The organism is Flavobacterium sp. (genome assembly GCF_046296355.1).
Lineage (GTDB): Bacteria > Bacteroidota > Bacteroidia > Flavobacteriales > Flavobacteriaceae > Flavobacterium.
In genome coordinates this window covers 38,735-65,138 of sequence record NZ_JBKBLM010000013.1, presented here as the reverse complement: position 1 = coordinate 65,138, position 26,404 = coordinate 38,735, and the positions used below count along the sequence as shown (strand labels likewise).

22 protein-coding genes and 1 other RNA gene are annotated in these 26,404 nt (G+C 35.7%); 12 read left to right on the top strand and 11 right to left on the bottom strand.

Annotated features, from left to right (window positions below; all coding sequences use genetic code 11):
- The first annotated feature begins 308 nt into the window (after positions 1 to 308).
- From ACK4HO_RS07280 to ACK4HO_RS07260, 5 genes are all read left to right on the top strand, one after another.
- Positions 309 to 1,199 (top strand): DUF4145 domain-containing protein, encoded by an 891-nt coding sequence (locus tag ACK4HO_RS07280; RefSeq protein WP_409664432.1) that lies wholly within the window; start codon positions 309 to 311, stop codon positions 1,197 to 1,199.
- 206 nt (positions 1,200 to 1,405) lie between these two features.
- On the top strand, positions 1,406 to 2,254 hold the full coding sequence (locus ACK4HO_RS07275; protein ID WP_409664430.1) for a sce7726 family protein: 849 nt from the start codon (positions 1,406 to 1,408) through the stop codon (positions 2,252 to 2,254).
- Position 2,255: 1 nt separating this feature from the next.
- Complete coding sequence (locus ACK4HO_RS07270) at positions 2,256 to 3,200, top strand: sce7725 family protein (protein ID WP_409664429.1); 945 nt, start codon at positions 2,256 to 2,258, stop codon at positions 3,198 to 3,200.
- Positions 3,193 to 4,206, top strand: a complete 1,014-nt coding sequence (locus tag ACK4HO_RS07265; protein WP_409664427.1) for an RES domain-containing protein — start codon at positions 3,193 to 3,195, stop codon at positions 4,204 to 4,206. Before ACK4HO_RS07270 ends, ACK4HO_RS07265 begins: the two co-directional genes overlap by 8 nt.
- Positions 4,207 to 4,357: 151 nt before the next feature.
- A complete protein-coding gene (locus tag ACK4HO_RS07260) occupies positions 4,358 to 5,308 on the top strand; it encodes a J domain-containing protein (RefSeq protein ID WP_409664425.1) in 951 nt (316 codons plus the stop codon).
- A 75-nt stretch (positions 5,309 to 5,383) separates the two neighbouring features.
- On the opposite strand, the gene ACK4HO_RS07255 is transcribed toward ACK4HO_RS07260, so the two are convergent.
- On the bottom strand, positions 5,384 to 7,003 hold the full coding sequence (locus ACK4HO_RS07255) for an ABC-F family ATP-binding cassette domain-containing protein (RefSeq protein WP_409664423.1): 1,620 nt from the start codon (positions 7,001 to 7,003) through the stop codon (positions 5,384 to 5,386).
- A gap of 605 nt (positions 7,004 to 7,608) precedes the next feature.
- Between ACK4HO_RS07255 and ACK4HO_RS07250 the strand changes: the two genes are divergently transcribed.
- The 3 genes from ACK4HO_RS07250 to ACK4HO_RS07240 are packed head-to-tail and all read left to right on the top strand — an operon-like array spanning position 7,609 to position 12,404.
- The gene (locus ACK4HO_RS07250; protein ID WP_409664421.1) at positions 7,609 to 10,809 is read left to right on the top strand and encodes a reprolysin-like metallopeptidase; all 3,201 of its coding nucleotides are present in this window, start codon (positions 7,609 to 7,611) and stop codon (positions 10,807 to 10,809) included.
- 13 nt (positions 10,810 to 10,822) lie between these two features.
- Positions 10,823 to 10,945 (top strand): hypothetical protein, encoded by a 123-nt coding sequence (locus tag ACK4HO_RS07245; RefSeq protein WP_409664419.1) that lies wholly within the window; start codon positions 10,823 to 10,825, stop codon positions 10,943 to 10,945.
- Between the two features lie 49 nt (positions 10,946 to 10,994).
- Positions 10,995 to 12,404, top strand: a complete 1,410-nt coding sequence (locus ACK4HO_RS07240) for a TlpA family protein disulfide reductase (RefSeq protein WP_409664418.1) — start codon at positions 10,995 to 10,997, stop codon at positions 12,402 to 12,404.
- A 110-nt stretch (positions 12,405 to 12,514) separates the two neighbouring features.
- Here ACK4HO_RS07240 and fsa read toward each other — a convergent pair whose 3' ends face one another.
- The 4 genes from fsa to ffs form a co-directional block, all read right to left on the bottom strand.
- Complete coding sequence (gene fsa / locus ACK4HO_RS07235; protein ID WP_409664416.1) at positions 12,515 to 13,171, bottom strand: fructose-6-phosphate aldolase; 657 nt, start codon at positions 13,169 to 13,171, stop codon at positions 12,515 to 12,517.
- 134 nt (positions 13,172 to 13,305) lie between these two features.
- Complete coding sequence (locus ACK4HO_RS07230) at positions 13,306 to 14,109, bottom strand: SDR family oxidoreductase (protein ID WP_409664414.1); 804 nt, start codon at positions 14,107 to 14,109, stop codon at positions 13,306 to 13,308.
- Positions 14,110 to 14,172: 63 nt separating this feature from the next.
- On the bottom strand, positions 14,173 to 15,171 hold the full coding sequence (locus ACK4HO_RS07225; RefSeq protein WP_409664412.1) for an enolase C-terminal domain-like protein: 999 nt from the start codon (positions 15,169 to 15,171) through the stop codon (positions 14,173 to 14,175).
- Between the two features lie 50 nt (positions 15,172 to 15,221).
- Positions 15,222 to 15,319, bottom strand: an RNA gene (gene ffs, locus ACK4HO_RS07220) — signal recognition particle sRNA small type.
- Positions 15,320 to 15,404: 85 nt separating this feature from the next.
- On the opposite strand from ffs, the gene ACK4HO_RS07215 reads away from it, so the two are divergent.
- Positions 15,405 to 16,466, top strand: a complete 1,062-nt coding sequence (locus ACK4HO_RS07215; protein WP_409664411.1) for a glutaminyl-peptide cyclotransferase — start codon at positions 15,405 to 15,407, stop codon at positions 16,464 to 16,466.
- A 55-nt stretch (positions 16,467 to 16,521) separates the two neighbouring features.
- On the opposite strand, the gene ACK4HO_RS07210 is transcribed toward ACK4HO_RS07215, so the two are convergent.
- The gene (locus tag ACK4HO_RS07210; protein ID WP_409664409.1) at positions 16,522 to 17,109 is read right to left on the bottom strand and encodes a hypothetical protein; all 588 of its coding nucleotides are present in this window, start codon (positions 17,107 to 17,109) and stop codon (positions 16,522 to 16,524) included.
- A 121-nt stretch (positions 17,110 to 17,230) separates the two neighbouring features.
- Positions 17,231 to 17,956: a bacteriorhodopsin-like gene (locus ACK4HO_RS07205; RefSeq protein WP_409664407.1), complete on the bottom strand. Its 726-nt coding sequence runs from the start codon at positions 17,954 to 17,956 to the stop codon at positions 17,231 to 17,233.
- Positions 17,957 to 18,069: 113 nt separating this feature from the next.
- Here ACK4HO_RS07205 and ACK4HO_RS07200 point away from each other — a divergent pair, with 113 nt between their 5' ends.
- A complete protein-coding gene (locus tag ACK4HO_RS07200) occupies positions 18,070 to 18,966 on the top strand; it encodes a Brp/Blh family beta-carotene 15,15'-dioxygenase (RefSeq protein WP_409664406.1) in 897 nt (298 codons plus the stop codon).
- Between the two features lie 63 nt (positions 18,967 to 19,029).
- Here the strand turns inward: ACK4HO_RS07200 and dnaK are convergent, their stop codons facing one another.
- From dnaK to rho, 3 genes are all read right to left on the bottom strand, one after another.
- The gene (gene dnaK, locus ACK4HO_RS07195) at positions 19,030 to 20,916 is read right to left on the bottom strand and encodes a molecular chaperone DnaK (protein ID WP_409664404.1); all 1,887 of its coding nucleotides are present in this window, start codon (positions 20,914 to 20,916) and stop codon (positions 19,030 to 19,032) included.
- 219 nt (positions 20,917 to 21,135) lie between these two features.
- On the bottom strand, positions 21,136 to 22,479 hold the full coding sequence (locus ACK4HO_RS07190) for a carboxypeptidase-like regulatory domain-containing protein (RefSeq protein ID WP_409664401.1): 1,344 nt from the start codon (positions 22,477 to 22,479) through the stop codon (positions 21,136 to 21,138).
- A gap of 53 nt (positions 22,480 to 22,532) precedes the next feature.
- On the bottom strand, positions 22,533 to 24,230 hold the full coding sequence (gene rho, locus ACK4HO_RS07185; RefSeq protein WP_409664399.1) for a transcription termination factor Rho: 1,698 nt from the start codon (positions 24,228 to 24,230) through the stop codon (positions 22,533 to 22,535).
- A gap of 186 nt (positions 24,231 to 24,416) precedes the next feature.
- Between rho and ACK4HO_RS07180 the strand changes: the two genes are divergently transcribed.
- On the top strand, positions 24,417 to 24,824 hold the full coding sequence (locus tag ACK4HO_RS07180) for a DUF4293 family protein (RefSeq protein WP_409664397.1): 408 nt from the start codon (positions 24,417 to 24,419) through the stop codon (positions 24,822 to 24,824).
- Between the two features lie 213 nt (positions 24,825 to 25,037).
- Here ACK4HO_RS07180 and ACK4HO_RS07175 read toward each other — a convergent pair whose 3' ends face one another.
- A complete protein-coding gene (locus tag ACK4HO_RS07175) occupies positions 25,038 to 25,532 on the bottom strand; it encodes a metallophosphoesterase family protein (protein ID WP_409664395.1) in 495 nt (164 codons plus the stop codon).
- 134 nt (positions 25,533 to 25,666) lie between these two features.
- Between ACK4HO_RS07175 and truA the strand changes: the two genes are divergently transcribed.
- The gene (truA, locus tag ACK4HO_RS07170) at positions 25,667 to 26,404 is read left to right on the top strand and encodes a tRNA pseudouridine(38-40) synthase TruA (RefSeq protein WP_409664393.1); all 738 of its coding nucleotides are present in this window, start codon (positions 25,667 to 25,669) and stop codon (positions 26,402 to 26,404) included.

Genomic DNA, 26,404 nt, shown 5'->3' with positions numbered 1-26,404 from the left:
TTTCCGCCACCTTCTTGACTGTTTCCGCCGGCGGAAAGCCTTATCAACTCAGCGGAATGCCTTGTTAAGCAACACCTGACAGGTTTCTAAAACCTGTCAGGTGTAAAACTCCCTACTCCAAACTCCTTCCTTCCAACTCCTCACAACCGACCAAAACCCCAAAAAACCCGATAAGCGGATTTATTTTACAAGAAATGAAAGGGATTGGTGGGGATTATTTATATTTGGGGAAGTGCTAAAAATATGAGGTTCTTTTTTAGCTACATTAAATGACTTAACAATAAATTTTAAGAAAATCCTCTAATTCAATGAGTGCTCCATCTAAAGAATATATGAAAAGTTATTGCCGATCTTGTTGCAATGACAATGACCATAGAGTTTTGTTTAAGGAAAAGATAAATAATGACAGCGATGATTATCACTATGCAACAGAATATTCAACTGTCAGATGTTTAGGTTGTGGATTAATTTCTTTTAGAGAAGATTTTCATGACTATGAGCAAGCTTTTCCGACAGAATATGGAGAATGGGAGCATCCAATATCAACAACACTTTATCCTCCATATTTAAGAAACCATAAACATATCGAAAATTATTGGAGGCTTCCTGACGCAATTGAAGTTGTTTATAAAGAATCAATAGATGCATTAAAAGCTGATTGCAAATTATTAGCTGGAGCTGGTTTTAGAGCTGTCATTGAAGCAATATGCATAGATAAGGATATTAAAGGTAGAAATCTTGAATTGAAGATAAACAATTTAGCAAGAGAGGGCTTAATTACAAAAAAAGAATCTGAAAGACTTCATTCAATTCGTTTTCTAGGTAATGATTCGATACATGAAATGAAAGTTCCTAATAAAGATCAATTAATCATAGTTTTAAATATTGTTGAACATATTTTGAAAAACATATATTTAATTGATTTAGATATCGATTCAAAATTAGATTTACCAATAAATGATATTGCGACATTTAAAAAATTAATATTAAAAAAGATAAAAGAATATAAAATTGGAGATGATTATCCACTTGTAAAATATTTAGACAAGGATGTCAGAAGAGTTAAAGACAATTTCATTCAATTTGAGAAAGAACTAATTGCTGAAATTAAAGCAGGAACTTTCACAAAACTAACTTTAGGGCTTTTTCAGCCATATAGTGGTTCAACTGGAAATGTACAACATTACATAGTTTCATAAATCAAATCTGTCTTAAGCATCTATTAGTCGCTATCGCTGGTTTTTCTTAAATTACGCTTTCTTCTTTACGAAAATAATTTATCTTAGCAAAAAGTAAGCAGCTTATTGGCATCACAATAGACGCAAAGCCAAGAAACGTAAGCGGTAATGCTGAAATCATTGCTTAGCAAAATTTTTTTTTCTAATTTTACAAAAAACTTTTTTACTTGAAAAAAGCTTATAATATTAACCAGCTACGCGATTATTCATGTCTATTTTCTAGATCTGAAGTAAATCGTTGGATTGATAATGATTTTGATAGTGTAAATTTGAAAATTAGACGTTACGACGATAAAATTGCTAAAACAACTTATCTCAAATATTTAAAAAGCGTTTACAAAGTTTTGCAAAAATTTTATGCAAATGAATATGTTTATAAAAATGAATTTTTAAATCAGTGGCTGATTAAAGAATTGGGCTCAGAAAAATCAATTATCTTCAACGAATTTAGACTTGGAAAAGCTGTTGCAGATTTGGTTATGTTTAATGGATGCTCTCGTGTTTTTGAAATTAAGACACTTTTAGATAAAGAGTCTCGGTTAAATTCTCAACTCGAAGAATATAAAAAAATTTTTAACGAGATTTATTTAATCATTCCTAATTCTAAGATTGAAACTTATAAAAATTATCATGAAAGTATTGGTCTAATTGCATACAATCAAGAAAAAAAAGAATTTTTATTAGTTCGAAAAGCCATAAAAAATCACTCTATTGACACAGATTCTATTATGAAAATTCTTCATACTAAAGAATATCGTAACATAGTAAAAGAATATTATGGAGAAATTCCAATCTGTAATGATTTTGAACAGTTTAATGTTTGCAAAAAATTAATTGAAGAGATTCCTCAGGAAGAACTTAGTAAATTATTTATTGAAACAATGAAGCAAAGAAAAATTTTCAATAGGTTTTCATCTAATTACAAGGAATTTAATCAAATTTGCTTGTCATTGAATTTGACAGACAAACAAAAAGAAAAATTATTTATAAATTTGAATTCAACAATAGTTTACTAACATGTATTATCCTTATTTAAGAGCAAGACAATTTGAGTTGATTTCATTACGAGAGCTCTTAACTGATGGGGTTATTGATGCTAATGTAACAGCTATTTTAGAGCCTGTCAAAGACAGTTTTAATAATTTAAGTTTAGCACATCGAACCTTTTCTGAAAAAGGATATAGACCATATTTAATTGTAAATCCAATTGTTGGAGAGTTTTCTGGTGACAATAATTTTGTACTTGATTATTTATTTTCTTTGGATAATTCACATTTTTTACCTGCATTCCACTACAAACAAAATTCTGACTTCATAAATCAGTGTGTAATTGAATATGATATACAAAGTTGTATGTTAATTTGTTATGAGAATTTCTCAGATGATGAAAATTTTAGAGATCTTTGTCGTCAAGATTTTGTTACACACATAACACTACTAGAGCCAAATAAATATCGAACTCTAGATCGATTTCTAAAATCGTTAGGTAAAAATTATATAAGACTAGATGATGTTTTTGAAAAACAGCTAAAAAATGCTGACTTTCTAGATATTTCTGCTCACAAATTATCAGAAGAACATCTATACTATCGAGAGGAAAACTTTCAAGGGTTTTCTGATTTTAGTATACTTCCAAGTGAATTTATAGATGGTGGTAGCACTCCGCGAGCAGTTGTCATTCACTTATCATATTTGAATCAGAATGAAAACAATGAGATTTGGATTAGGCATTTTACATCTAATACAAACGATTCAATAGCCAACGTCCAAGGGAAATTTGCAGAAGCTGCAGAAAAGGCTGTTACATTTTGTAATCAAAATAATTTTGATAATTCAGCTATAGCGGAATTACGCAATTATTATTACGAGGGAAGATATCCAGGTCTTGGTATTGTAAAAAAGTTATCCATAAAAAATCATTTGAGTATTGTTATGAATTTTTTAAATACTCAAAATGGCTAATGTTTGTTTAAATTGTTTCGGTGATAGAGAATTGAAAGCCTATATAAATTCTCAAGACTCGACTGGTAAATGTGACTTTTGTGATTCTGAGGATATTTCAATAATTGATATATCAGAACTCTATGATTTTTTTAAAGAACTTTTAGACAATTTTCAAAGTAAACCAAATGGACAAACTTTAAAATCAAAAATTCAGAGTAATTGGAATTTATTTTCATCTTTAGATGTCAATTACAAAATATTGAATTTTATAGTTAATATAATTGATACAAATATCTTAAGTGCTGATGAATTAGTTGATTTTAGTGACGAAATACTTGAAAATGTTAACTATTGGGACAAATTAAAGAATCAATTGATCTGGGAAAGAAGATATTTAACCGATATCAATTATTTGACTGAAGAACTTGGTTGGGACGGTTTTTTTAGCAACCAAATTCCACTTACAAAAGACACAAAACTATTTCGTGCAAGGTTGCATCATAAAAGTAATGAAAATGCTTATACATCAGATGAAATGTTTTGTCCCCCACAACATATTTCTACAGCTGGTCGTGCAAATCCTACTGGAATTCCATATTTATATCTTAGCGATAATGAAGAAACAATTCTTTATGAAATTAGAGCATCATATTTAGATGAGATATCTATTGGTACTTTTACTCTTCAAGATAATTTAGAACAACTTATATATGTATCTGACTTTACTGAATCTCCAACAATTTTTCATCCTTCAAAAGTCACTGATAAAATAAAGTCTTCTCTTTTAAAACAAAAAATTAGTCTAGATTTATCAAAACCAATGCGAAGATATGACCTAGAATTGGACTATATCCCTACTCAATTTATATGTGAATTCATAAAAGTCTACACCGGTGTCCAAGGAATAAAATTTAGAAGTTCATTACATACAGTTGGTAATAACATTGTCCTTTTTGATCAAAAAATTGTAGAATGTGAATCTATAAAACAAGTAAAAGTTAAAAAGGTACAAATTTCAATTTAAGCACTACCGCCAAAAGCAGCTATCAACTATAGCTAGAATTTCTTAAATTCAACTCTTTTTTAACGCAAAAAATTTATCTTAGCTGACATAATCAGTTCGTCCGAATCGCAACTGAGGTATAGACACGTAACTAACATTTTTTTTTACAACTATGACAAATCATTATAAAACTTTAGGTGTAAAAGATTTTTCTTCGTTAGAAGAAATAAAAACTGCATATAAGAAATTATCCAAAAAATTTCATCCAGACGTGAATGATGGTGATAAATTCTTTGAGGAAAGGTTTAAAGATATCCAAGAGTCATATGAATATTTAAAGGATACAAACAAGAAAAGATCGTTGGATGATTACCTAACATCAAAACAAACTAATAATTTTGAAAATACTTCGACGGAAACAAAATCGCAAAGTACGAATGAGTCAAGTTTCCGTCAACAAAGGTCAAAAGATAGTCGAGAAGAGTTGGCATCAAAAAGTGTAAATATTAGTAAGTTTTTAATAGTTGCAATAATAATTATAATAGTTTTTATTGTTTATATGAATAAGAAAAATGAAACCGATGAACAAGGCTTAGAGAGTGTAAATGGACAAAGTACAAATACAGAAGCTGTAAACGAGCCAGTTCATGAACAAGAACAAAATAACAATTCTTATGAAGAGCAAACAACTACATATGAAATCAACTCGCAAGAAAGTTTTACAATAGGTTCAAATAAAGAAGTAGTATTAAGTATACAAGGAAACCCAACTTCAACAATGACAATTGAGGCTCTTAATGAAGAAATTTGGTATTATGAAAGTAGCTCAGTTACTTTTAAAAATGGAAAGGTAAAAGAATATTCAAATTTTGGAGATAATCTAAATGTTAAATACTCTGATAATAGTTCTCATGAAAAAATAGGTTATAGTAATGAATCTTCCTTCTCCATTGGCTCAAATAAAAATACTGTTCTAAATGTGCAAGGAAACCCAACTTCAACAATGACAATTGAGGCTCTTAATGAAGAAATTTGGTATTATGAAAGTAGCTCAGTTACTTTTAAAAATGGGAAGGTAAAAGAATATTCGAATTTTGGTAAAAATCTAAACGTACAATACTAAAAAAACTTCTGCTAATAACAGTTTACTTAGGTCTCAACTTTAAAACCGCCCAATCACTTAGGCGGTTTTTCCATATTAATTATACATCTTCTTTCTCAACTCTTTTACCTTCTCATCATCCAAGTACTCATCAAAAGTCATATACCTATCAATTACTCCATTTGGCGTGATTTCTAAAACTCGGTTAGCAACGGTTTGCGCAAACTCGTGGTCATGCGTGGTAAACAATACCGAGCCTTTAAAGTTTTTCAACGAGTTGTTAAACGCCGTGATCGATTCCAAATCTAAGTGATTCGTGGGTTCGTCAAGCATCAATACATTGGCACGAATCATCATCATGCGCGATAACATACAACGTACTTTTTCGCCTCCTGATAATACCGTACATTTCTTTAAAGCTTCTTCTCCTGAGAAAATCATTTTCCCTAAGAACCCACGAACGTATACTTCGTCACGCTCTTCTTCGGTTTTTACGAACTGGCGTAACCAATCTACCAAGTTCAAACTGCCATCGGTAAAGAATTGGCTGTTGTCATTCGGTAAATACGATTGATTGGTGGTAATTCCCCAATCGTAGGTTCCGGCATCGGCTTTTTGGTTACCGTTTAAAATTTCGTAGAAAGCGGTCGTAGCACGCGAATCTTTCGAGAAAATCACCACTTTATCGCCTTTCGCCATGTTCAAATCGACGTTCTTAAACAATACTTCACCATCTACAGAAGCGGCTAGGTTTTGCACGTGCAGGATTTGGTCTCCGGCTTCTCTTTCTACATCAAAAATAATGGCAGGATATCTTCTACTTGACGGTCTGATTTCGTCCAAGTTTAATTTTTCAATCATCTTTTTACGGGAAGTCGCTTGCTTAGACTTCGCCACATTCGCACTAAAACGACGGATGAATTCTTCCAACTCGGCTTTCTTCTCTTCCGCTTTTTTGTTTTGTTGGGCTTTTTGGCGTGCCGCTAACTGGCTCGACTCATACCAAAAAGTATAGTTTCCGGAGTAATGATTGATCTTAGAAAAATCGATATCCGAAATGTGTGTACAAACCGAATCCAAAAAGTGACGGTCGTGAGATACCACAATTACCGTATTTTCATAATTGGCTAAGAAATTCTCTAACCAAGTGATGGTTTCAAAATCCAAGTCGTTCGTAGGCTCATCCATTACCAACACATCCGGGTTTCCGAAAAGCGCTTGGGCTAACAAGACACGTACTTTCATCTTCCCTTCCATCTCGCCCATTAGCGTATAATGTTGGTCGGCCGTAATGCCTAAGTTAGACAACATCGCACCCGCATCGGATTCGGCGTTCCAACCGTTCATTTCTTCAAACTGCACTTGCAACTCGCCTATTCTATCGGCATTTTTATCATCATAATCGGCGTACAAAGCATCCATTTCTGATTTTACGGCAAACAATACTTTGTTCCCCATCATTACGGTTTCCAATACAGTATGCTCATCGAACATGTTGTGGTTTTGGTTCAACACCGACATACGTTTGCCCGGCTCCAAGAATACTCTTCCTGAAGTTGGGTCGATATCGCCGGCTAAAATTTTAAGGAAAGTAGATTTTCCGGCACCATTGGCACCAATCACACCGTAGCAATTGCCTTGGGTGAACGTGGTATTTACTTCGTCGAATAAAATTCTTTTACCAAATTGAACCGATAAATTAGAAACTGTAAGCATATTGTAGTTTTATAAATTTGGTGCAAAAGTAGTGAATAGTGTTCAGTGTTCGGTTATTTAGTGGTCAGTTTTTACAAGTGAGTTAGTTTCAAAAACTCGGCAGGATTAAATAAATTATAGAAAAGAGCAGTAAGTTTTCAAAGCGTACTAAATGCACTACATCTTTTTTAAAAGTGTGCATTTAAACGAATAATTTGACTGTTTATAAGTTAATATTACTTTTCCTATACCACACTTTTGAAACCCAAGCCACCATTGGGTTTGCCTTTTTAACTTTTGATTATGAAAGGGTTGTAACTGAAAAGCTGGAAAAAATTTAACACGCTTTGTTGAAAAATAATCCCTAAAACATAGGGTCTGTTTGAATGCATATGCTACTTTCGCCACCGTAAGATTACCCAAATCATTTTTCCACGCCTTTTACCGAATTGTTTACCAAACCAACACTGTAGTTTTTATTCAAAAAACTGCCTGTAGCTTTTATTTGCCAAAAATTATTATGTAGTCTTTTATCTAACTATAAAGTTAAAAGATGCTCTTCGACGATTTTTACAAATACATTAACGCATTCGCCCTAAACATTAACAAACTAAAAAATGGTAATTATGAAAAGATGGCTCTCTATTATCTTATTGGCATTCAGTTGCATTGCTTTAGCACAAAAAAGCAAAACAATATGGAAAGTAAATATGGGAACAGACCTAAACCGAAAGTCCAACAACACTAGCCTACCCGAAAAAAAACTTTATGATTTAAACTTAACGGCATTACAAGACATCTTGTTCACTTCCCCAAAAAGAACTACAAATGCAAGTAACTCCGGGACATTAATTTCACTACCCAATGCAGAAGGCGTTTTTGAAAACTTCAGCGTGTATGAGAATTCGGTTATGAGCGAGGAATTAGCCGCCAATTATCCTGAAATCAAATCCTATGTCGCTATTGGTGTTGAAAACCCGAGTGTTCGAGTGTATTTCAGTCTTTCGCCTTTGGGATTCAAATCGATGACCTTGCATCCAGGAAAAGCAACGGTATTTATAGAACCTTTGACCACCGATTTAACTACGTATACGGTTTACCAAAAATCAGATTACACCAATTCATTGAGCCGAATGGAATGCAAAATTATTGACAAAGCTGCAAGCGATATTGCAGATTTAGACCTAGTGGCAAGACCTAATGCCGATGATGCTAAGTTGAGAACTTTCAGGCTGGCGTTATCATGTACCGGAGAATATGCCGCTTATTTTGGCGGAACCAAAGCATTGGCATTGGCCGGAATGAACAACACTTTGACAAGGGTTAACGGTATTTTTGAAACAGATTTTGGTTTGCGCTTAGTGCTTATAGCTAACAATGACAATGTGATTTTTACTAACGCTACAACTGACCCTTATGCTAATTATACCAGTATGTCGAGTTGGAATACACAATTGCAATCGACTTTGACTTCGGTTATCGGAGAAACCAATTATGATATCGGCCATTTACTGGGTGGAAGCGGTGGCGGCGGAAATGCAGGTTGCATCGGTTGTATTTGCGTGAGTGGTTCCAAAGGAAGAGGTTACACTTCGCCATCAAGCGGAATTCCTGCGGGCGACAACTTTGACATTGATTATGTGGCGCATGAAATGGGTCACCAATTGGGTGCTAATCATACGTATTCCCACGTAACCGAATCAGGAACCGGTGCGCAAATGGAACCCGGAAGCGGCTCAACTATCATGAGTTATGCCGGCATCACAACCAAAGACGTGCAGCGCCATTCTGATCCTTATTTTCATGCGATAAGCATTCAGCAAGTGACCAATAATGTAAAAAACAAAGTGGCTTACATTTTAACCGCAACCGGAAATAGTGTACCTGTGGTGAATGCAGGATTAGATTATACCATTCCAAAAGGAACGCCATTTGTGCTTAACGGTGTTGCTTCAGATGCAAACAATGATATGCTGACTTACAATTGGGAAGAAATGGATTTAGGCACTTCGATTACCGCTGTACCAAGTGCAACTGCTACGTCCGGCCCGATTTTCAGGTCTTATGTTCCCACCACTTCACCAACGAGATATTTTCCAAGAATGGCTACTATTTTAAGTGGATCAACAACTACAGCAGGAACAGAAATTCCGTGGGAAGTATTGCCCAATGTATCCCGAACATTAAACTTCCGCTTGACGGTTCGCGACAACAAAGCCGGCGGACCATCAAACAATAGTGATGATGTTATCGTTACGGTAAACGGAACTGCCGGACCATTTACCGTGAACTCACCCAATACAGCGGTAACTTATTCCGGAGGAAGCACACAAACCATCACATGGAACGTGGCAGGAACTACCGCTAACGGCGTAAATTGTGCCAATGTGGATATCTTATTATCGACTGACGGAGGACAAACTTTTCCCGTTACCCTCTTGTCTGCAACGCCAAACGATGGAACACAAAATGCGGTGATTCCGAATACCGCGGGAAGTACAAATAGGATTATGATTAAAGGAAGCAACCATATTTTCTTTGATGTATCCAATGCTAATTTTACCATTGCAAGCGGAATTACCGTCGCGGATATTACTTTACCGATTATGGCGACACTTTCAGCTTCAGGAACTACGGTTTCATCAACCAATCTTACTTGGTCGGCTTCAGATAATGTGGGTGTAACCGGTTATGATCTTTATCAAAATGGAGTTTACAAAGCTTCTACAACCAATACAGTCTATACTATTAGCGGTTTAGCATCGGCAACAAATTACAGCTTTTATGTAATTGCCAAAGATGCTGCCGGAAATAGATCTGCTGCAAGCAATACCGTAAACGTCGTTACATTGTCGTCAGCTGACATCATTGCGCCAACATCGACTACACTTACTGCTTCGGGAACAACAGCAACATCGACCAATCTTTATTGGACAGCCGCTACTGATAATATTGGTGTTACGGGTTATGATATTTATAAAAACGGTCAATACATGGCTTCTACAACGGCCATAACTTATACCGCAAACGGACTAAATCCAGCAACAACATACAACTATTATGTTAGAGCAAAAGATGCCGTTGGAAATGCAACTTCAAGTAATTCGGTTAGTATCACAACGCTATCTAATGTGACTTCTTATTGTACCTCAAAAGGAAATAGTAGTGCCAAAGAATATATAAACCGAGTGCAAATGGGCACTATTAATAATCTTTCGGGTAACAATAACGGGTATGGAAATTTTACCGGTTTATCCACCAATTTGGCCCTGAATTCCAACAATAATATTACCATTACGCCCATTAAAACAAATTCTTATTACACGGAAGCTTTTAATGTTTGGATTGATTTTAATCAGGATAATGATTTTACAGATGCCGGTGAGCAAGTGGTCAATCAGCTTAAAACGAGTTCAAACTTAATCACCGGAACCATAACTGTTCCTTCAACAGCACTTCAAGGCGCAACCCGTATGAGAGTTTCGATGAAATACAATGCATCACCGACACCTTGTGAAATATTCAGCTATGGAGAAGTAGAAGATTACACCGTAATTATTACAGCGACCGCAAGATTTGAAGAGGAAACCATCGTTAGCAAACCGGCTATAAAAATATACCCAAATCCGGTTACGGGTGAAGTATTGAATATTGCCAATCTAGAAAATCCGGCTACTTTCAGAATTTACAATCTGTTGGGACAAGTAATGGCCAACAACAAAATTGAAAATGATACTGTTGATGTCAGTTCCCTAAAACCCGGTAATTACATCATAGAAATCATTGATGGCGGCACCAGAATAACCAAACAATTTATTAAACAATAGCCCAAAAACATTCATGAAAAAACCTCACTTAACCGTGAGGTTTTTAATTTTAACCATCGCCAATTATAGTAGTTTTATAACAGTAAAAACAACCGTTACCCTCAATGGCGTATCGATTTATTTAACTAATGCTTAACAGTAAAATCCAAATCATCTGAATATTTTTGTTTACTAGTTTCTTTTCAATGCACAGCTACAGAAATTTAAAAGTTTTTGCTTTACTAATCCCTTTACTTACGCTTTTGAGTTCGTGTAAAAACGAATTTAAAGGGAGTGATTATGTTGCCTATTTTGGTGGGGAAATAGTAAACCCCAATAGCCAATACGTGCTTTTTTGCAAAGACAATGAGGTGATTGATTCGATTAAATTAGACAAAGACAACCGCTTTTTTGTACAGTTTGATTCTTTGCCGCCGGGTTTATATACCTTCAAGCACGAACCCGAATACCAATATGTTTATTTTGATAAAAACGACAGTTTGATGGTGCGTGTCAATACACGAGACTTTGACAACTCGGTTATCTTTTGTGGTCGTGGCGATTTAAAAAACAACTTTCTCATGGAGCAATATTTGAAAAATGAGAAAGACAAAAACAAAATCTTTGAAACTTTTGATTACGACATCGACAAGTTCACCAAAGCCATTGATTCTTCTTATCAAGTAGCGACTAAGTTTTATACGGCCAAAAAAGAGGAAATCAAATGGAGTGATGAATTTGATGAATATGCCAAAGCCGCTTTGGATTTCCCATACTATTCCCGAAAAGAATTGTATCCGATGGTACACAAAATGAGAACCGGAAACGATGTGTATGAAAAAATTCCGGCCGATTATTATAACTTCAGAAAGAATATAGATTGCAATAATGTGGCACTTTCCAACTATTCGCCTTTTGTGATGTATTTGTCGCACATGTTGAACAATATGGGTTCTATCAATTACCATAATCATTTTTCGGAAGTTGATTTGGCACTGAAAACCAACATCAACAAAATGAACATCGCCGATACGTTAATTAAAAACGAAAAGGTGAAAAACACCATACTCAACAATATCGCTTTCACCTATTTACTGGAAGATCAAAACATGGTAAACAACCAATCGTTTTTGGCCACTTACCACAAAATATCTACCGATAAGAGTCAGAAAAACGAGATTACTAAAATTGGTGACGCCATACAATTGTTGAAAGCAGGAAGCCAATTACCGGAAGTAATGCTTATTGACCGCAATGGAAACAAGATTAGTTCTTCCGGTTTTACCAATAAAAAAACAGTTATTTTCTTTTGGACCGCCAATGCCGTTTCGCATTTAGAAGCCGTACACAAAAAAATATTAGATTTTCAAAAGAAACACCCAGACTATCAGTTTGTGGGTATCAACATCAATGATTCTCAAGACGAGTGGAATACGCTATTGAACAAGTACAAGTTTAACAGTATAAAAGAATACCGTTGCGCTGATTTTGAAGACATCAAAACCAAATGGGTGATTACCAAAATTCACCGAACCATTATTTTAGGTGACAACGGATTGGTTAAAAATGCGTTTACCAATATATTCGAGTTGAACTTTGAGGAAGAATTGAAGTAGTGGTCAGTTGGCAGTGGTCAGTATAAAAAAAGCGTCTCGAATTATCGAGACGCTTTTTTTATTATTTTGGTTCAACTGCTCACTGAACACTGAGCACTGAACACTATTAACTACTGGTTCCCTTTCGCGTAATCGGCTAAGAATTGTGCCAAACCTAAGTCAGTTAAAGGGTGTTTTAACAATCCTGTGATAGATGATAATGGTCCGGTCATTACATCGGCACCGATTTTTGCACAGTTAACCACGTGCATCGTGTGACGAATAGACGCCGCTAAGATTTGTGTTTCAAAAGCATAGTTGTCATAAATATCACGAATCTCTTGGATCAAAGCCAAACCATCGGTAGAAATATCGTCTAATCTTCCTAAGAAAGGTGATACATAAGTCGCTCCGGCTTTTGCCGCTAACAAAGCTTGACCGGCTGAGAATACCAAAGTTACATTGGTTTTAACGCCTTTATCAGAGAAATATTTACAAGCTCTTACACCATCTTTGGTCATTGGCAATTTAACCACGATTTGCTCGTGTAAGTCTGCCAACTCCTCGCCTTCTCTAACCATACCTTCATAATCGGTTGCGATTACTTCGGCACTTACGTCACCGTCAACAATGTTGCAAATGTCAACGTAGTGTTTTAAGATGTTGTTTTTTCCGGTAATTCCTTCTTTAGCCATCAACGACGGATTAGTGGTTACGCCATCAAGAACACCAAGTCCTTGTGCTTCTCTAATTTCGTTTAAGTTGGCTGTGTCAATAAAAAATTTCATAGTGTAATGTTTATGTGTAAAAAGTTGTGTTTTTGTTTTCGTGGTGCAAAATTACAATTATTTTTTAAGTTACTGAGTGCCTGAGTAACTAAGTTGCTGAGTTTTTTTACTCAGTTACTCAGCCACTCAGCCACTCAAAGCTTATAATGCTTCATCAATATACTCTCATAAACCCTATCCGGTAAAATTCGTTTTAAAACTATGGAGAACTTTTGCATAAAAGCCCCGACTTTGTAATGCAGTTTCGGATTCTTATCATTGATGATTTGGTAAATCGCCATCGCCATTTCGTCGGGATTGCTGCCGTTGTCCACGTGTTCGTCCATTTGCTTTAGTGTATTGCCATAAATGGTTTCATAAGCAGAACCTGCAATTAGCGGTGCGTGATATCTTCCCGAGGCAATGTTCGTAGCAAAATCGCCCGGAGCTACATTTACCACGTTAATCCCAAATGATTTTACTTCCATGCTAATGGCTTCGGTTATAATCTCTAAAGCGCCTTTAGATGCCGAATACACGCTGCGGTATGGCAATCCCATATAACCGGCAATGGAAGTGATATTGATTATTAAGCCCGAGTTTTGTTCGCGCATTTGCGGCAAAACCGCTTTGATGACTTCTATGGGTCCGAAGAAATTAGTTTCAAAATTATTTTTGATTTCTTTAGTTGGGATTTCTTCTAATGGTCCGGTAATCCCAACGCCGGCGTTGTTGATGACCACGTCAATTCGTTTGGAAATGGAAATCACTTTTTCGACTGAATGTTTAATGCTTTCGGTATTGCGAACATCCAAAGCAATTAAGGGAAATAGTGAATTGGTGATTTTCTCTGGATTGCGACTCGTGCCGTAAACCGTAAAGCCTTTGTGGAATAAAAATTCGCCTATTGCTTTGCCAATTCCGGAAGAACCACCTGTGATTAGAACTACTTTGCTCATTTAATATTAGATTTCAGATATTAGATATTAAATATACTGTTGGATTCGATAAAGATAAAAAACTTAGCTCAACTTAATTCCCAATCCGTGATTTTCGCTTAAGTAGATTCTTCCATTGACAATCCGGCTTCCTTTGGCGATGTCGTTGGCGATTAAATTGGCGCCATCTAAATCGGCGTAGTCGCACCATGGTGCTAAAACCGCTCCGGCCGAAATGCCTATTGTTGATTCGGTCATGCAACCTATCATGATTTTGAAATTTAATTCGCGGGCTTTTGAAATCATCTCCAGCGCAGGCGTTAATCCGCCGCATTTGACCAGTTTGATATTGATACTTTTATAATGTGGGACTAAATCATTTAGAACTGAAATATCTTGACAATCTTCATCCGCCATCCAATTGGCAAATTTATTTGAATTTAAAACAGAATACTGCTCCGCTCCTGTTTTCATCGGTTGTTCCAAATAAGTGAATTTGGAAACTTTCTGATTGTTCTCGAGCCAAAGGCATTCTTCAGCGGTAAAACTGCCGTTAGAATCTAAGGCTATGTTTTTATTTAATTGAAGTAATTGATTGATATCGCTTTCGCTAAAATGGTTGTACTTGACTTTAAACTTAGACCAAGCTGACTGTTCTATTTTCTCAATTTGCTTTTCGACTGAATCCACACTAATGGTAATCGAGGATTCCGGAAGTTGATTGTAATGGATTTGATTGAGTTTTAAAAAGCTTTGCTGCTCGAGTTTACCAAACAAATCCCAATACGCACAATCTAAGGCGGAACGCAGAAAACTCGGCAAATTCAAAGACAAGAGGAAAGTATAAAACTCGGTGGGATGTTTAGTTTTTTGACTTTCAATTTGGGCTTTTACTTTGGCTAAAATAATTTCAAAGTCGGATAAATTAATGTCATAATAATCTATTGAAGTACATTCGCCATAGCCTTTTTCACCATGACTTTGCAAGGTTACGATCAAGGCTTCTCTGAAAGTGTAATTTCCATAGGCGATGGCAAAGGTTTCTTTGAGATTGAACTTTACTATTTGCCATTTTAAAACCATAGGGTATAAAAATAAAAAATCCCGACAAACTTCGGGATACTTTTTGAAAAAAATGGCAAGCGACCTACATCGCACCGCTCAACCACATACCTTTGCTATGTTCCCATCCTGGAGGATTTTGCAGGAGCTGGTCGTGTAGGACTTGCCAGTGCAAATATACAATCTTTTTATTTTTTTGCAAGAATTTAAGAGCAATATAAATATATTTGTGAGTGAAAAATTAAATCTAAAAAATGAAAGTTTATAACCTATTCATAACCACTTTTTTAGCCTTAAACATAGTAAGTTGTGGTGATAAACAAAGTGACAAAGAAAGCTATTTCAGCTTTGATGAAAATGCCTTAAAGTCGATTTACCAGTCTAATGAAAAAGCCGATTTTACTTTATTAAACAACAATAATAAAACCATCGACAGTGTGGTTTATTTTGCCAACAATGAAAGAGTCAGCGCTGTAAAAGGCAATGGTAAATTCACTTTGGATTTGAGCGGCAAAAAATTGGGCTACCAAAAAATCAAAGCCTTAATTTATTTTGAAGGCGATACCATTTCGACTCAAACCCGTATAGAAGTTGCCGCTTCGGTGGCACCAAAATTATTTAAATACACTATTGTCAATACTTATGATCATGACGTAAATGCTTTTATTGAAGGTTACGAATTTCACAATGATACGCTTATAGAAAGTACCGGTTCTCCAGAAGGGACCAGCTATTTATCCTACATCGCCAAAACGGATTACAGAACCGGAAAGACCATTAAAAAAGTAGGATTGGATACGAAATATTTTGGTGAAGGCATAACGGTACTTAATAATAAAATCTATCAATTAACTTACAAAACTCTAGAAGGTTTTATTTACGATGCCAACACGATGAAAAAAATAAAATCGTTCCAATACGACAAACAAATCGAAGGTTGGGGAATGACCAATGACGGCAAAAACATCTACCATTCGGACGGAACAGAAAAGATTTGGACTATGGATCCGGAAACACAAAAGTTGGTTGATTTTATCAATGTCTATACCATTGATGGAAAAGTCAAAAGTATAAACGAACTAGAATGGATTAACGGGAAGATATATGGAAACATCTATCAGAAAGATTTGATTGCGGTTATTAATCCACAAAGCGGAGCAGTAGAAGCTGTGTTGGATTTATCGGCTTTAAGAGCGAAAGTAACCAATAAAGAAGCGGAAGTTTTAAACGGAATTGCTTTTCGTAAAACCACCAATACCATATTCGTAACGGGTAAAAATTGGAATAAGACTTTTGAGATTAAGGTAACGGAGTAAAACTTCATTATTTTATAATAAAAAACCTCTCGCAGTAAACGAGAGGTTTTTTTATTTATTTCTTGGTTACAAACTCCATTTTAGTGGCATCGTAAACCCATTTATTTTCCTGCTTCTTACTCTTCTGAGTCACTGAACCATCCGGATTGAGGATAAATTCAAAACCATCTCTTCTGATTTTTTCTTGTGTTTCTGTAGCAGCTGTTCCGCCTAAAGAAACTATTTCCGTTATGTGATTGGTCGTTTGGCTATTAGAAAACACTTGTTTCTTCTTGGTAATTTCATAAATCACCGAATACACATTGGTAATGTCTTCTGTTTTTTTATTGGTTTTGATTTGTACCATTTCTGTCCAAGTCAGTAAGTATAATTTAGTGCCACTTGCGGTGAATGAAGTCAGTTTGCAATTGGTTGGTTTAAAATTAGCATCAACCGCTTTAACAATCATGGCGTCTTTTTCTTTGCCGTTTTCATTAATTGTTACTTGAAAATTTCCTTTTTTTACTTCGGCGACTAAATTATCTACTTTGGCTAATCCTGAAGCTGCAGTTGTTGTGGGTTTCTTCGCTGCGGGTTTCTTTTTCTGACTGTAAGCATTGACACTCAGCATAGCGATTAACGCCAATAAAACGATTCTTTTCATTGTATACAATTTTTTGGTTTAAACAAGAATCGAATATACAAAATAATCAATACGGGAAATGTTAAAAAAAAAAGCCGTCTTACTGTAACAGCAAGACGGCTTCAACCAATTAACTTAAAATTTAATCTTTTGTTGATTTCACGGCTAGGTTGTAAATTACTAAACCAAATCCGATTTTGTTAATGGCATCAGCGATGTTGTAAGCAACATCAACGTTTCCTTTACCTAACAAACCAGTGTACCAGCCATCTGTACCCAACATGTATCCTAATGGATAAATGGCCCAGCCCACTAATACAAACCAACATAAAATTTTGTGAGAAGCAAGAACTTCACCTCCGGCAGCTTTAGCCAATTTAGAAGCTTCACCTAACCAGATTTCATAAACGATAGCAAAGTAAGCTATCCCTGAAACTAATCCCCAAACCCAAGCATTAGTTGGATCTACAGCTTCTCCGAAGTAACCTGTTACTAACATCACCAACGAATAAACAATCATTTTCCAAAGTAAAGATTGTTTTGCTCCTGCGATTTTTAGAATTAAATAAAACTCTAAACACATTAATGGCACTGTTAGAACCCAGTCAACATAGCGGAAGAATGTTGGTGATTCACCGAAACTAGCCCAATAATCTCTCATGTAGAAATAGTGAACTGCGGCAATGAAAGTAATTAAACCTGAAACTAAAACTGAAACACGCCATTTTTTATCAAACTGGCTTAGGGACAAAAAGAAAAATGCAGATGCCGCCATCATGGCCATGCATCCGATAAAGAAAGTAAAACCAACATAATCTGTCGGCAACATTTTCGCAATAAGCGAAGTTGAAAATAATAAATTTGTCATAATTAAATGTTTTAGAATTATTTGTTTAATCAAAGTTAAAAAACTTTAAACAAAATATATAATTATGTTTAACTTTTTTTATTTAATTTTAAACAAAAAATAAATCTATTGGAATGACAAATTCTAACAATTTCGGTATAGTAATCAGTTTTTTTGGATTATGGATAACCACATATTTTTCTATTGAATATCAACAAACTATAGGATTTGCAATAATTTTCTTATTTGGAATACTGCACGGATCAAACGATTTGAAATTAATTTCAAAAATCAACCAAGGAGAAACTGCAACTATTGGTAAAAAAATATTGCTTTACTATATCATTTTTGTCTTTTTTGGAGTTGTTTTATTTTACGTTTTGCCCAAAATAGCGCTTATACTATTTTTAATTGTGAGTGCTTATCATTTTGGAGAACAGCATTGGAATATTTTAAATACAAAAAAGGCGTCAAAAACGGTTATTGCTTTTCAAACGACCTATGGACTTTTTATCCTTACATTGCTTTTCAATTTTCATCAAGAGGAAGTTAGAAAAATCATCGGACAAATAATTAATGTTCCAATCACAAGTGTAAACTTCTCTTATTGTTTGATTGTTATTGGAGTATTACTGTTTGTAACCGGATTACTGTTGGTCAGAAAAAATCCAATTTTCAGCAAGGAAATAATGGTAAATATTGTCTATTTAATCTTATTTGGTATCATATTCAGAAATGCAAATTTGATTTGGGCTTTCGCAATTTACTTTGTTGTTTGGCATAGCTTACCTTCCATTAAGGAACAGATATACTTTTTGTATGGAGAGTATTCTTTGAAAAATTTTGTACAGTATTTTAAATCTGCTTTTGCCTACTGGATTTTATCCTTAATCGGTATTCTACTTCTTTATGTATTATTTAAAGACCAAGAAATTTTTAAAGCTTTATTCTTTTCCTTTTTGGCAGCAATAACATTTCCGCACACTTTAGTCATCATGAAGATGCAAAGCATTAATAAGAATAACGTATAAGCTGTACCATAAAAAAAGTCGGACAATTGTCCGACTTTCTGATTTTAATATTTTATTCGAAAATTATTTCACTTCTTCGAATTCTACATCTTGAGTGTTATCGCCTTGCGCTTCAGCTTGCGGTTGAGCCTCTTGAGCCTGACCGGCATCGCCTTGAGCGTACATGGCTTCAGTAGCTGTTTTCCAAGCGGCATTCACATTGTCTAACCCTTTTTGAATAGCTTCTAAATCTTGCGATTGGTGTGCCATTTTCAATTCGGTTAAAGCATATTCGATAGCCGTTTTGTGCTCTTCAGATAATTTTTCACCCAATTCTTTCAATTGACTTTCTGTTTGGAAAATCATACCGTCAGCTTCGTTTAATTTATCTGCTTTTTCTCTGGCTTGTCTGTCGCTTTCTGCGTTCAATTCAGCATCTTTTTTCATTCTTTCGATTTCTTCCGGAGTCAATCCTGAAGACGCTTCGATACGAATGTCATGAGATTTTCCTGTTCCTTTGTCAGTTGCCGACACTTTGATGATACCATTAGCATCGATGTCAAAAGTTACTTCAATTTGCGGAACACCTCTTGGTGCCGGTGGAATGCCTTCTAAGTGGAAACGACCGATGGTTTTATTATCCGCAGCCATCGTTCTTTCTCCTTGGATTACGTGGATTTCAACACTTGGTTGGTTGTCCGCAGCCGTAGAGAATACTTGTGATTTTTTTGTTGGAATAGTCGTATTTGACTCGATTAATTTAGTCATTACGTTCCCCATAGTTTCAATTCCTAAAGATAAAGGCGTAACGTCTAACAACAATACATCTTTTACATCACCGGATAAAACGCCACCTTGAATCGCAGCTCCAATTGCTACTACTTCATCAGGGTTAACTCCTTTTGATGGTTTTTTACCAAAGAATTTCTCAACTTGGTCTTGGATAACCGGGATTCTTGTAGAACCACCAACCAAGATTACTTCGTCGATATCTGAAGTCGTTAAACCCGCATCTTTTAAGGCTTTAACAACCGGTTCCATTGAACGTTTTACTAAACTTTCTGCCAATTGCTCGAATTTAGCACGAGTCAAAGTTTTCACTAAGTGTTTTGGACCTGTAGCCGTAGCGGTAACGTATGGTAAGTTGATTTCTGTTTGTGTCGAAGAAGACAACTCGATTTTTGCTTTTTCAGCGGCTTCTTTTAAACGTTGTAATGCCATTGGGTCTTTACGCAAATCGATACCTTCTTCTGTATTGAAATCGTTAGCCATCCAATCGATGATTACTTGGTCAAAGTCATCTCCACCTAAGTGAGTATCACCGTTTGTAGACAATACTTCGAAAACACCATCACCTAATTCAAGTACAGAAATATCAAATGTACCTCCACCTAAATCGTAAACGGCAATTTTTTGGTCTTTACCTTGTTTGTCTAATCCGTAAGCTAATGCCGCAGCAGTTGGCTCATTGATAATACGCATTACTTTTAAACCTGCAATTTCACCTGCTTCTTTCGTAGCCTGACGTTGTGCATCGTTAAAATATGCCGGAACAGTAATAACTGCTTCGGTAACCGAATGACCTAAATAGTCTTCAGCTGTTTTTTTCATTTTTTGAAGGGTCATTGCTGACAATTCTTGTGGTGTATAAAGTCTTCCGTCGATGTCAACACGTGGTGTGTCATTGTCTCCTTTTACTACTTTATACGCTACAGTCGATGCTTCTTTAGCACTTTCTGTGTACTTGTTACCCATAAAACGTTTAATAGACGCTATGGTTTTTGTTGGGTTTGTCACCGCTTGTCTTTTCGCAGGATCACCTACCTTAATTTCTCCACCTTCTACAAAAGCAATTACAGATGGCGTTGTTCTTTTACCTTCTGCGTTAGCAATTACAACTGGTTCTCCACCTTCCATAACGGCCACACAAGAGTTGGTTGTACCTAAGTCGATACCAATAATTTTTCCCATTTTTATTTTCTCCTTTTAATTTATTTTTGATTATTCCTCTACGAGTGAATAATACTTTGTGTTGTACGATTTCGAGAATGTCAACTATTGTGCCAAGCGGCGATTGGGAATAAATTGTCAGTTATGGGTAAATTATGCTGACAAGATGACATTTTCATTAAACAGAACCATAATTAATTCTATTATAAAGACTCGTCTACGAATTACAATTAAGCGCTATTAATTAATCCAAAATCGATCAGAAATCGGGCAATTTTTGGGATAGCCCACTGCCATAGGGTCAAAATGAAGAACGCCAAAAAGATACCATGCACTCGAAGACACATAAGGTTTGATGTCAGCACCAGTCCACAAAAATCCTGATCCATAACCGGTTCCTAAATTAGTTACATAAGGAATTCCTTTAGTGTTGGAATACAAACTACTATTGACCAATCCTTTTTCCATTTGCGCTAGATAATAATCAGCTTGCGAAATCATTCCTGCTTTTTGAAAAGCAACAATCATTTCTCCGGTACCTTCGAACCACACTGTATCTCTGTCAATATCAAAACAAAATCCCGTAACAATTTCACCGGTTGTCGCAGCTGGTTTGCTTGTTAGGAAAAGTGCTTCACTACTTTGCAAAGTACTGTTAGGGAAATTCTCAAAGGCACAATAACCCCAAGAGAAATTATCTAATGCAAATTGGTGGTAATTATTAGGATAAGCCAAAAGCAATTGGCTGGATGCTACCCATCGGTCTTGTTCCAAAAAAGCTAACAATTGGTGATGGAAAGTATCATAACCCAGAATGGCATTATAAGCATCTATCATTCCTTCAGTTACTTGGTTATTAATTAAACCATTATCATCATAACCGGCATTCAAACTACCGTTAGGATTTTGAAGCGATCTAATCCAGGTTTCCAAATGATTTTGCAAATTACTGTAAGCAGTACTATTGTATTTAGCTTCGTAATTGTTCAAAGCGATTAAAAGCCAACAATTATCACCCATCCATCTGGGACCATCTGGAATTCCGGCAGCATTTCTGAATTGGGCAAAACCACCCGTTCCGGCATTAAGTTCAATTGAAATACGGCTATCAAAATAATTAAAGAGCTTTTCTGCTTTAAGTCGGTCTCCTTTGGCAATAAAAACTAAAGCAGCTAAGGCATTGTCATAAAGAGAAACGATGTTCCCATTTTCAGTACTTTCAACCAATCCATTAGCCAGTTGCATTTGACAAAACCATTCATAAACAGCTGTGGAATTAGCGTTTTCATCAGTAATCGGCTCACCATAAAAAGTAATTCCGTTACTTTCTTCCGTTATTGTTATGGCATTGGGCGTAAAGGTATAAGATGGATCTTGTGGGGTCAAGATGACTTCTCCACTTACCGCATCAATTTGAAATTTTCCTTGAGCATCAGTGACCACAAAATCCTCGTTAGTGTAATACACTTTGATATTGGGAATGCCAAAATTATCATCGTTGTAAACCGAACCCGAAATGCCATAGGTAGGAGTAGTATCCTCCAGACTCGCACAAGAGAATAAGAATAAAAAAAATAAGGTCATTGAACAATAATTCAACGACCTTATTAATATATTTTTAGGAGAAACCATACTGATTAATCATTCATCGAAATCAGGAACTCATCGTTATTTCGGGTTTTCTTGATTTTATCATTAATAGTATCCATCGCCTCTACCGGATTCATATCGGCTAAGAACTTGCGGAGAATCCACATTCTTTGTAGTGTTTTTTCATCTAACAACAAATCATCACGACGTGTGCTTGACGAAGTCAAATCGATAGCCGGGAAAATTCTGCGGTTCGCAATTTTTCTGTCTAATTGTAGCTCCATATTCCCTGTTCCTTTAAATTCTTCGAAGATTACTTCGTCCATTTTAGAACCGGTTTCGGTTAAAGCTGTGGCGATAATACTCAGTGAACCGCCATTTTCTACATTACGAGCAGCTCCAAAGAAACGTTTTGGTTTTTGCAACGCATTCGCATCAACTCCACCCGAAAGCACTTTACCGGATGCCGGTTGAACCGTATTATAAGCTCTGGCCAAACGCGTAATCGAATCTAATAAAATAACCACATCGTGACCACATTCTACCAAACGTTTTGATTTCTCTAAAACAATATTGGCGATTTTTACGTGTTCCATTGGTTCTCTGTCAAAAGTGGAAGCAATTACTTCACCACGCACACTGCGTTGCATATCGGTAACCTCTTCAGGTCTTTCGTCGATTAGTAAAACTATCAAATAAACTTCAGGATGATTGGCGGCAATGGCATTGGCGATGTCTTTTAACAACATCGTCTTACCCGTTTTGGGTTGCGCTACAATCATTCCGCGTTGTCCTTTTCCGATTGGTGAAAACAAATCGATTACTCTCGTAGAAACACTAGCTTGTTTATCGGCTATATTGAATTTTTCTTTTGGGAAAATTGGCGTTAAATGTTCGAAAGAAACTCGGTCTCTAACCACTTGCGGATCATGTCCGTTGATTTTTAAAACCCTAACCAATGGGAAAAATTTTTCTCCTTCTTTTGGCGGACGTACTACTCCTTTTACGGTATCACCGGTTTTCAAACCGAATAATCTGATTTGTGAAGTCGATAAATAAATATCATCCGGAGAAGCTAAATAGTTGTAATCCGAAGAGCGCAAGAAACCGTAGCCATCAGGCATCATTTCTAACACGCCTTCACTTTCTATAATTCCGTCAAATTCATAGTCAGAATCGCGAAAATTAGGATGTTTTTTACCTTTAAAGTTTGGATTATTGTTGTTGGCATTACCGTTACCATTTTGATTTGGATTCTGGTTCTTATGCTTTGGCTCGCGGTTGCCGTTATTATTTTGAGTTGGATTGGCTTCTGTCTCTTCAACAGTGGCTTTTTCTGTAACTTCTACTTCTGTTTCTGTTGGTTGCGATGAAGCTATTGGTGTATTGTTGGTGTTTTTCTTTTTATCGAAAGGTTTTTTGAACTTAGGATTTTTATTTTCAAAAGCGGGTTTTTCTTCGGTTACAGCTGCTACAGGTTCTTCATTGGCGAACAAATCATTTTGATTGGTTTCAGGCGCTTTCTTGGTTTCAGGAGTAATTCGGACTCTTTTTCCCTTATTGTCCTGGACTTTTTCCGGAGTAACTTTAGGCTTCTCTTCAGCAACGGCATTGTTTTGGTGTTCCAAAATTTGCGCAATCAGCGTATCTTTTTTGGCACCGGTAACTTTAATGGTTTTTGCCAATTTGGCAATGTCTTGAAGCTCAGAAAGCTTCATTTCTTTTAAGGCAGAAATATCAAACATGAATATTGTTTTGATTTAATTTTTGATTTGGAAAATACTACAAATGTGGGTAGAAAATATTGGTATAGAAAAGTCCGAAGATGAAGTACTTGCGGATTTGTTATGCAATAATACAAATAAAAATTTACCATGCAATAGTATTTTTTAAAAAGAAACTATATTTTTGTCCAACATTTTTATAAAACTATGTTTAGAATACAGACTTATTATTTGATAGCTTCTCTAATCGTTACAGGAGTTTTGCCTTTTGTGTTTCCGTTATGGAAAGACGAATCGGGTAAATCATTCTATTTTATGATGGATATTGTTTACACTGCACTATTCGGATTGAGCAGCACGCTATCATTATTAAGCATTTTATCTCACGCAAAAAGACAACAACAATTTGTCATGGGCAGATTGAATATCATATTGAATTTAATTTTATTAGGATTATTTGTGTATCGAACACTAACGGCATCTGGAGAAGCAATTGTTTCTGAGAAAGGTGTTGGGATGTTCTTACCTATTCTTTCTATCGTACTTTTGGTTTTGGCCAACAAAGCCATCAAAAAGGATGAAGATCTCGTAAAATCTGTGGATCGATTGCGATAAACCTATAAACTTAGTTTTTTAGTGCTGCGAAAAACCCGTCTCGTTAAACAGACGGGTTTTTTATTTTTAACCACATAGATTCATAGATTTTAAAATCCAATATTTCAGGAAATCTTTGCTTTTAAATAGAAATCACTAACTATGTGTGAAATTTATTTTCTAAAACTATTTAATTAAATCCTTCACTATGAATCTATGTGGTTGAATATGAATTTATTTCTTACCAATTTCAATAATCTCCAATCCCTGAATCTTCTCACCGTCAATCTCGAATCTTAGCATCGTTCGCACCTGGTGAAATCCATAAACACCACAAGCACCGGGATTCATGTGCAATAAATTTAGTTTCTTATCAAATTGCACTTTTAAAATATGCGAATGCCCGCAAATAAATAAATTTGGAGGATTGGTTTGAATTTCAGCTCGAATCGCTTGATTGTATTTTCCGGGATAACCGCCGATATGCGTAATCCAAACATCAACGCCTTCGCAAAAAAACCGATTGTTCAACGGAAATTCCATTCGCGCTTTGTCATCGTCTATATTGCCGTAAACGCAACGTAAAGGTTTGATTGCCTTAATTGTATCCGTCACTTTTAAATCACCAATATCTCCGGCATGCCACACTTCATCGGCTTGGTGAACGTATTTCAAAATAGTTTCATCAAGGTGACTGTGGGTATCGGAAAGCAACAGGATTTTTTTCAAGGTAAAAGGTACTAAGGTGCTGAAGCACTAAGGTTCTGAGGTTGCAAATATAATCAATGAAATTATGAAAACTTTAAACATCCAATTTAAAAACCTTTGTACCTTTACACCTCATAAATTTTGGCACTTCAACATTGAGATATTTTATCGAATTAGCTTATAAAGGAACCCATTACCACGGCTGGCAATACCAACCCGATGCCAATTCTGTACAGGAAACCCTAAACAAAGCTTTAACTTTAATCCTAAAAAAAGAAATCGACATCGTTGGCGCAGGTCGAACAGATACAGGCGTTCATGCCAAAAAAATGTACGCCCATTTTGATTATGAAAACGAAATCGATGCCAAAATCCTAACACACAAACTCAATTCTTTTCTACCCAAAGACATCGTCATTTTTAATATTCTAAAAGTGCATGATGAAGCACACGCTCGTTTTGATGCTAAGAAAAGAACTTATGAATACCACATTCACACTTTTAAAGATGCTTTTGAAAATGACGGAAGTTGGTTGCACCAATTGCCTTTGGATTTGAACAAAATGAACGAAGCGTGTCAAATTCTTTTTAAGCATAATGATTTTGAATGTTTTTCTAAAACGCATTCCGACGTCAGAACGTTTAATTGTGTTATTTTTGATGCACATTGGCAACAAGAAGGCAATAAATTGGTTTTCACCATAGCTGCCGATCGATTTTTACGCAATATGGTTCGCGCCATCGTAGGAACCATGATTAATATTGGTTTGGGCAAAATAACCTTAACCGATTTTGAAAAAATAATTGACAGCAAAGACCGTGGACAGGCCGGATTTTCGGTTCCTGCGCATGGTTTATATTTAACCCAAATTGATTACGAATATATAAAATAA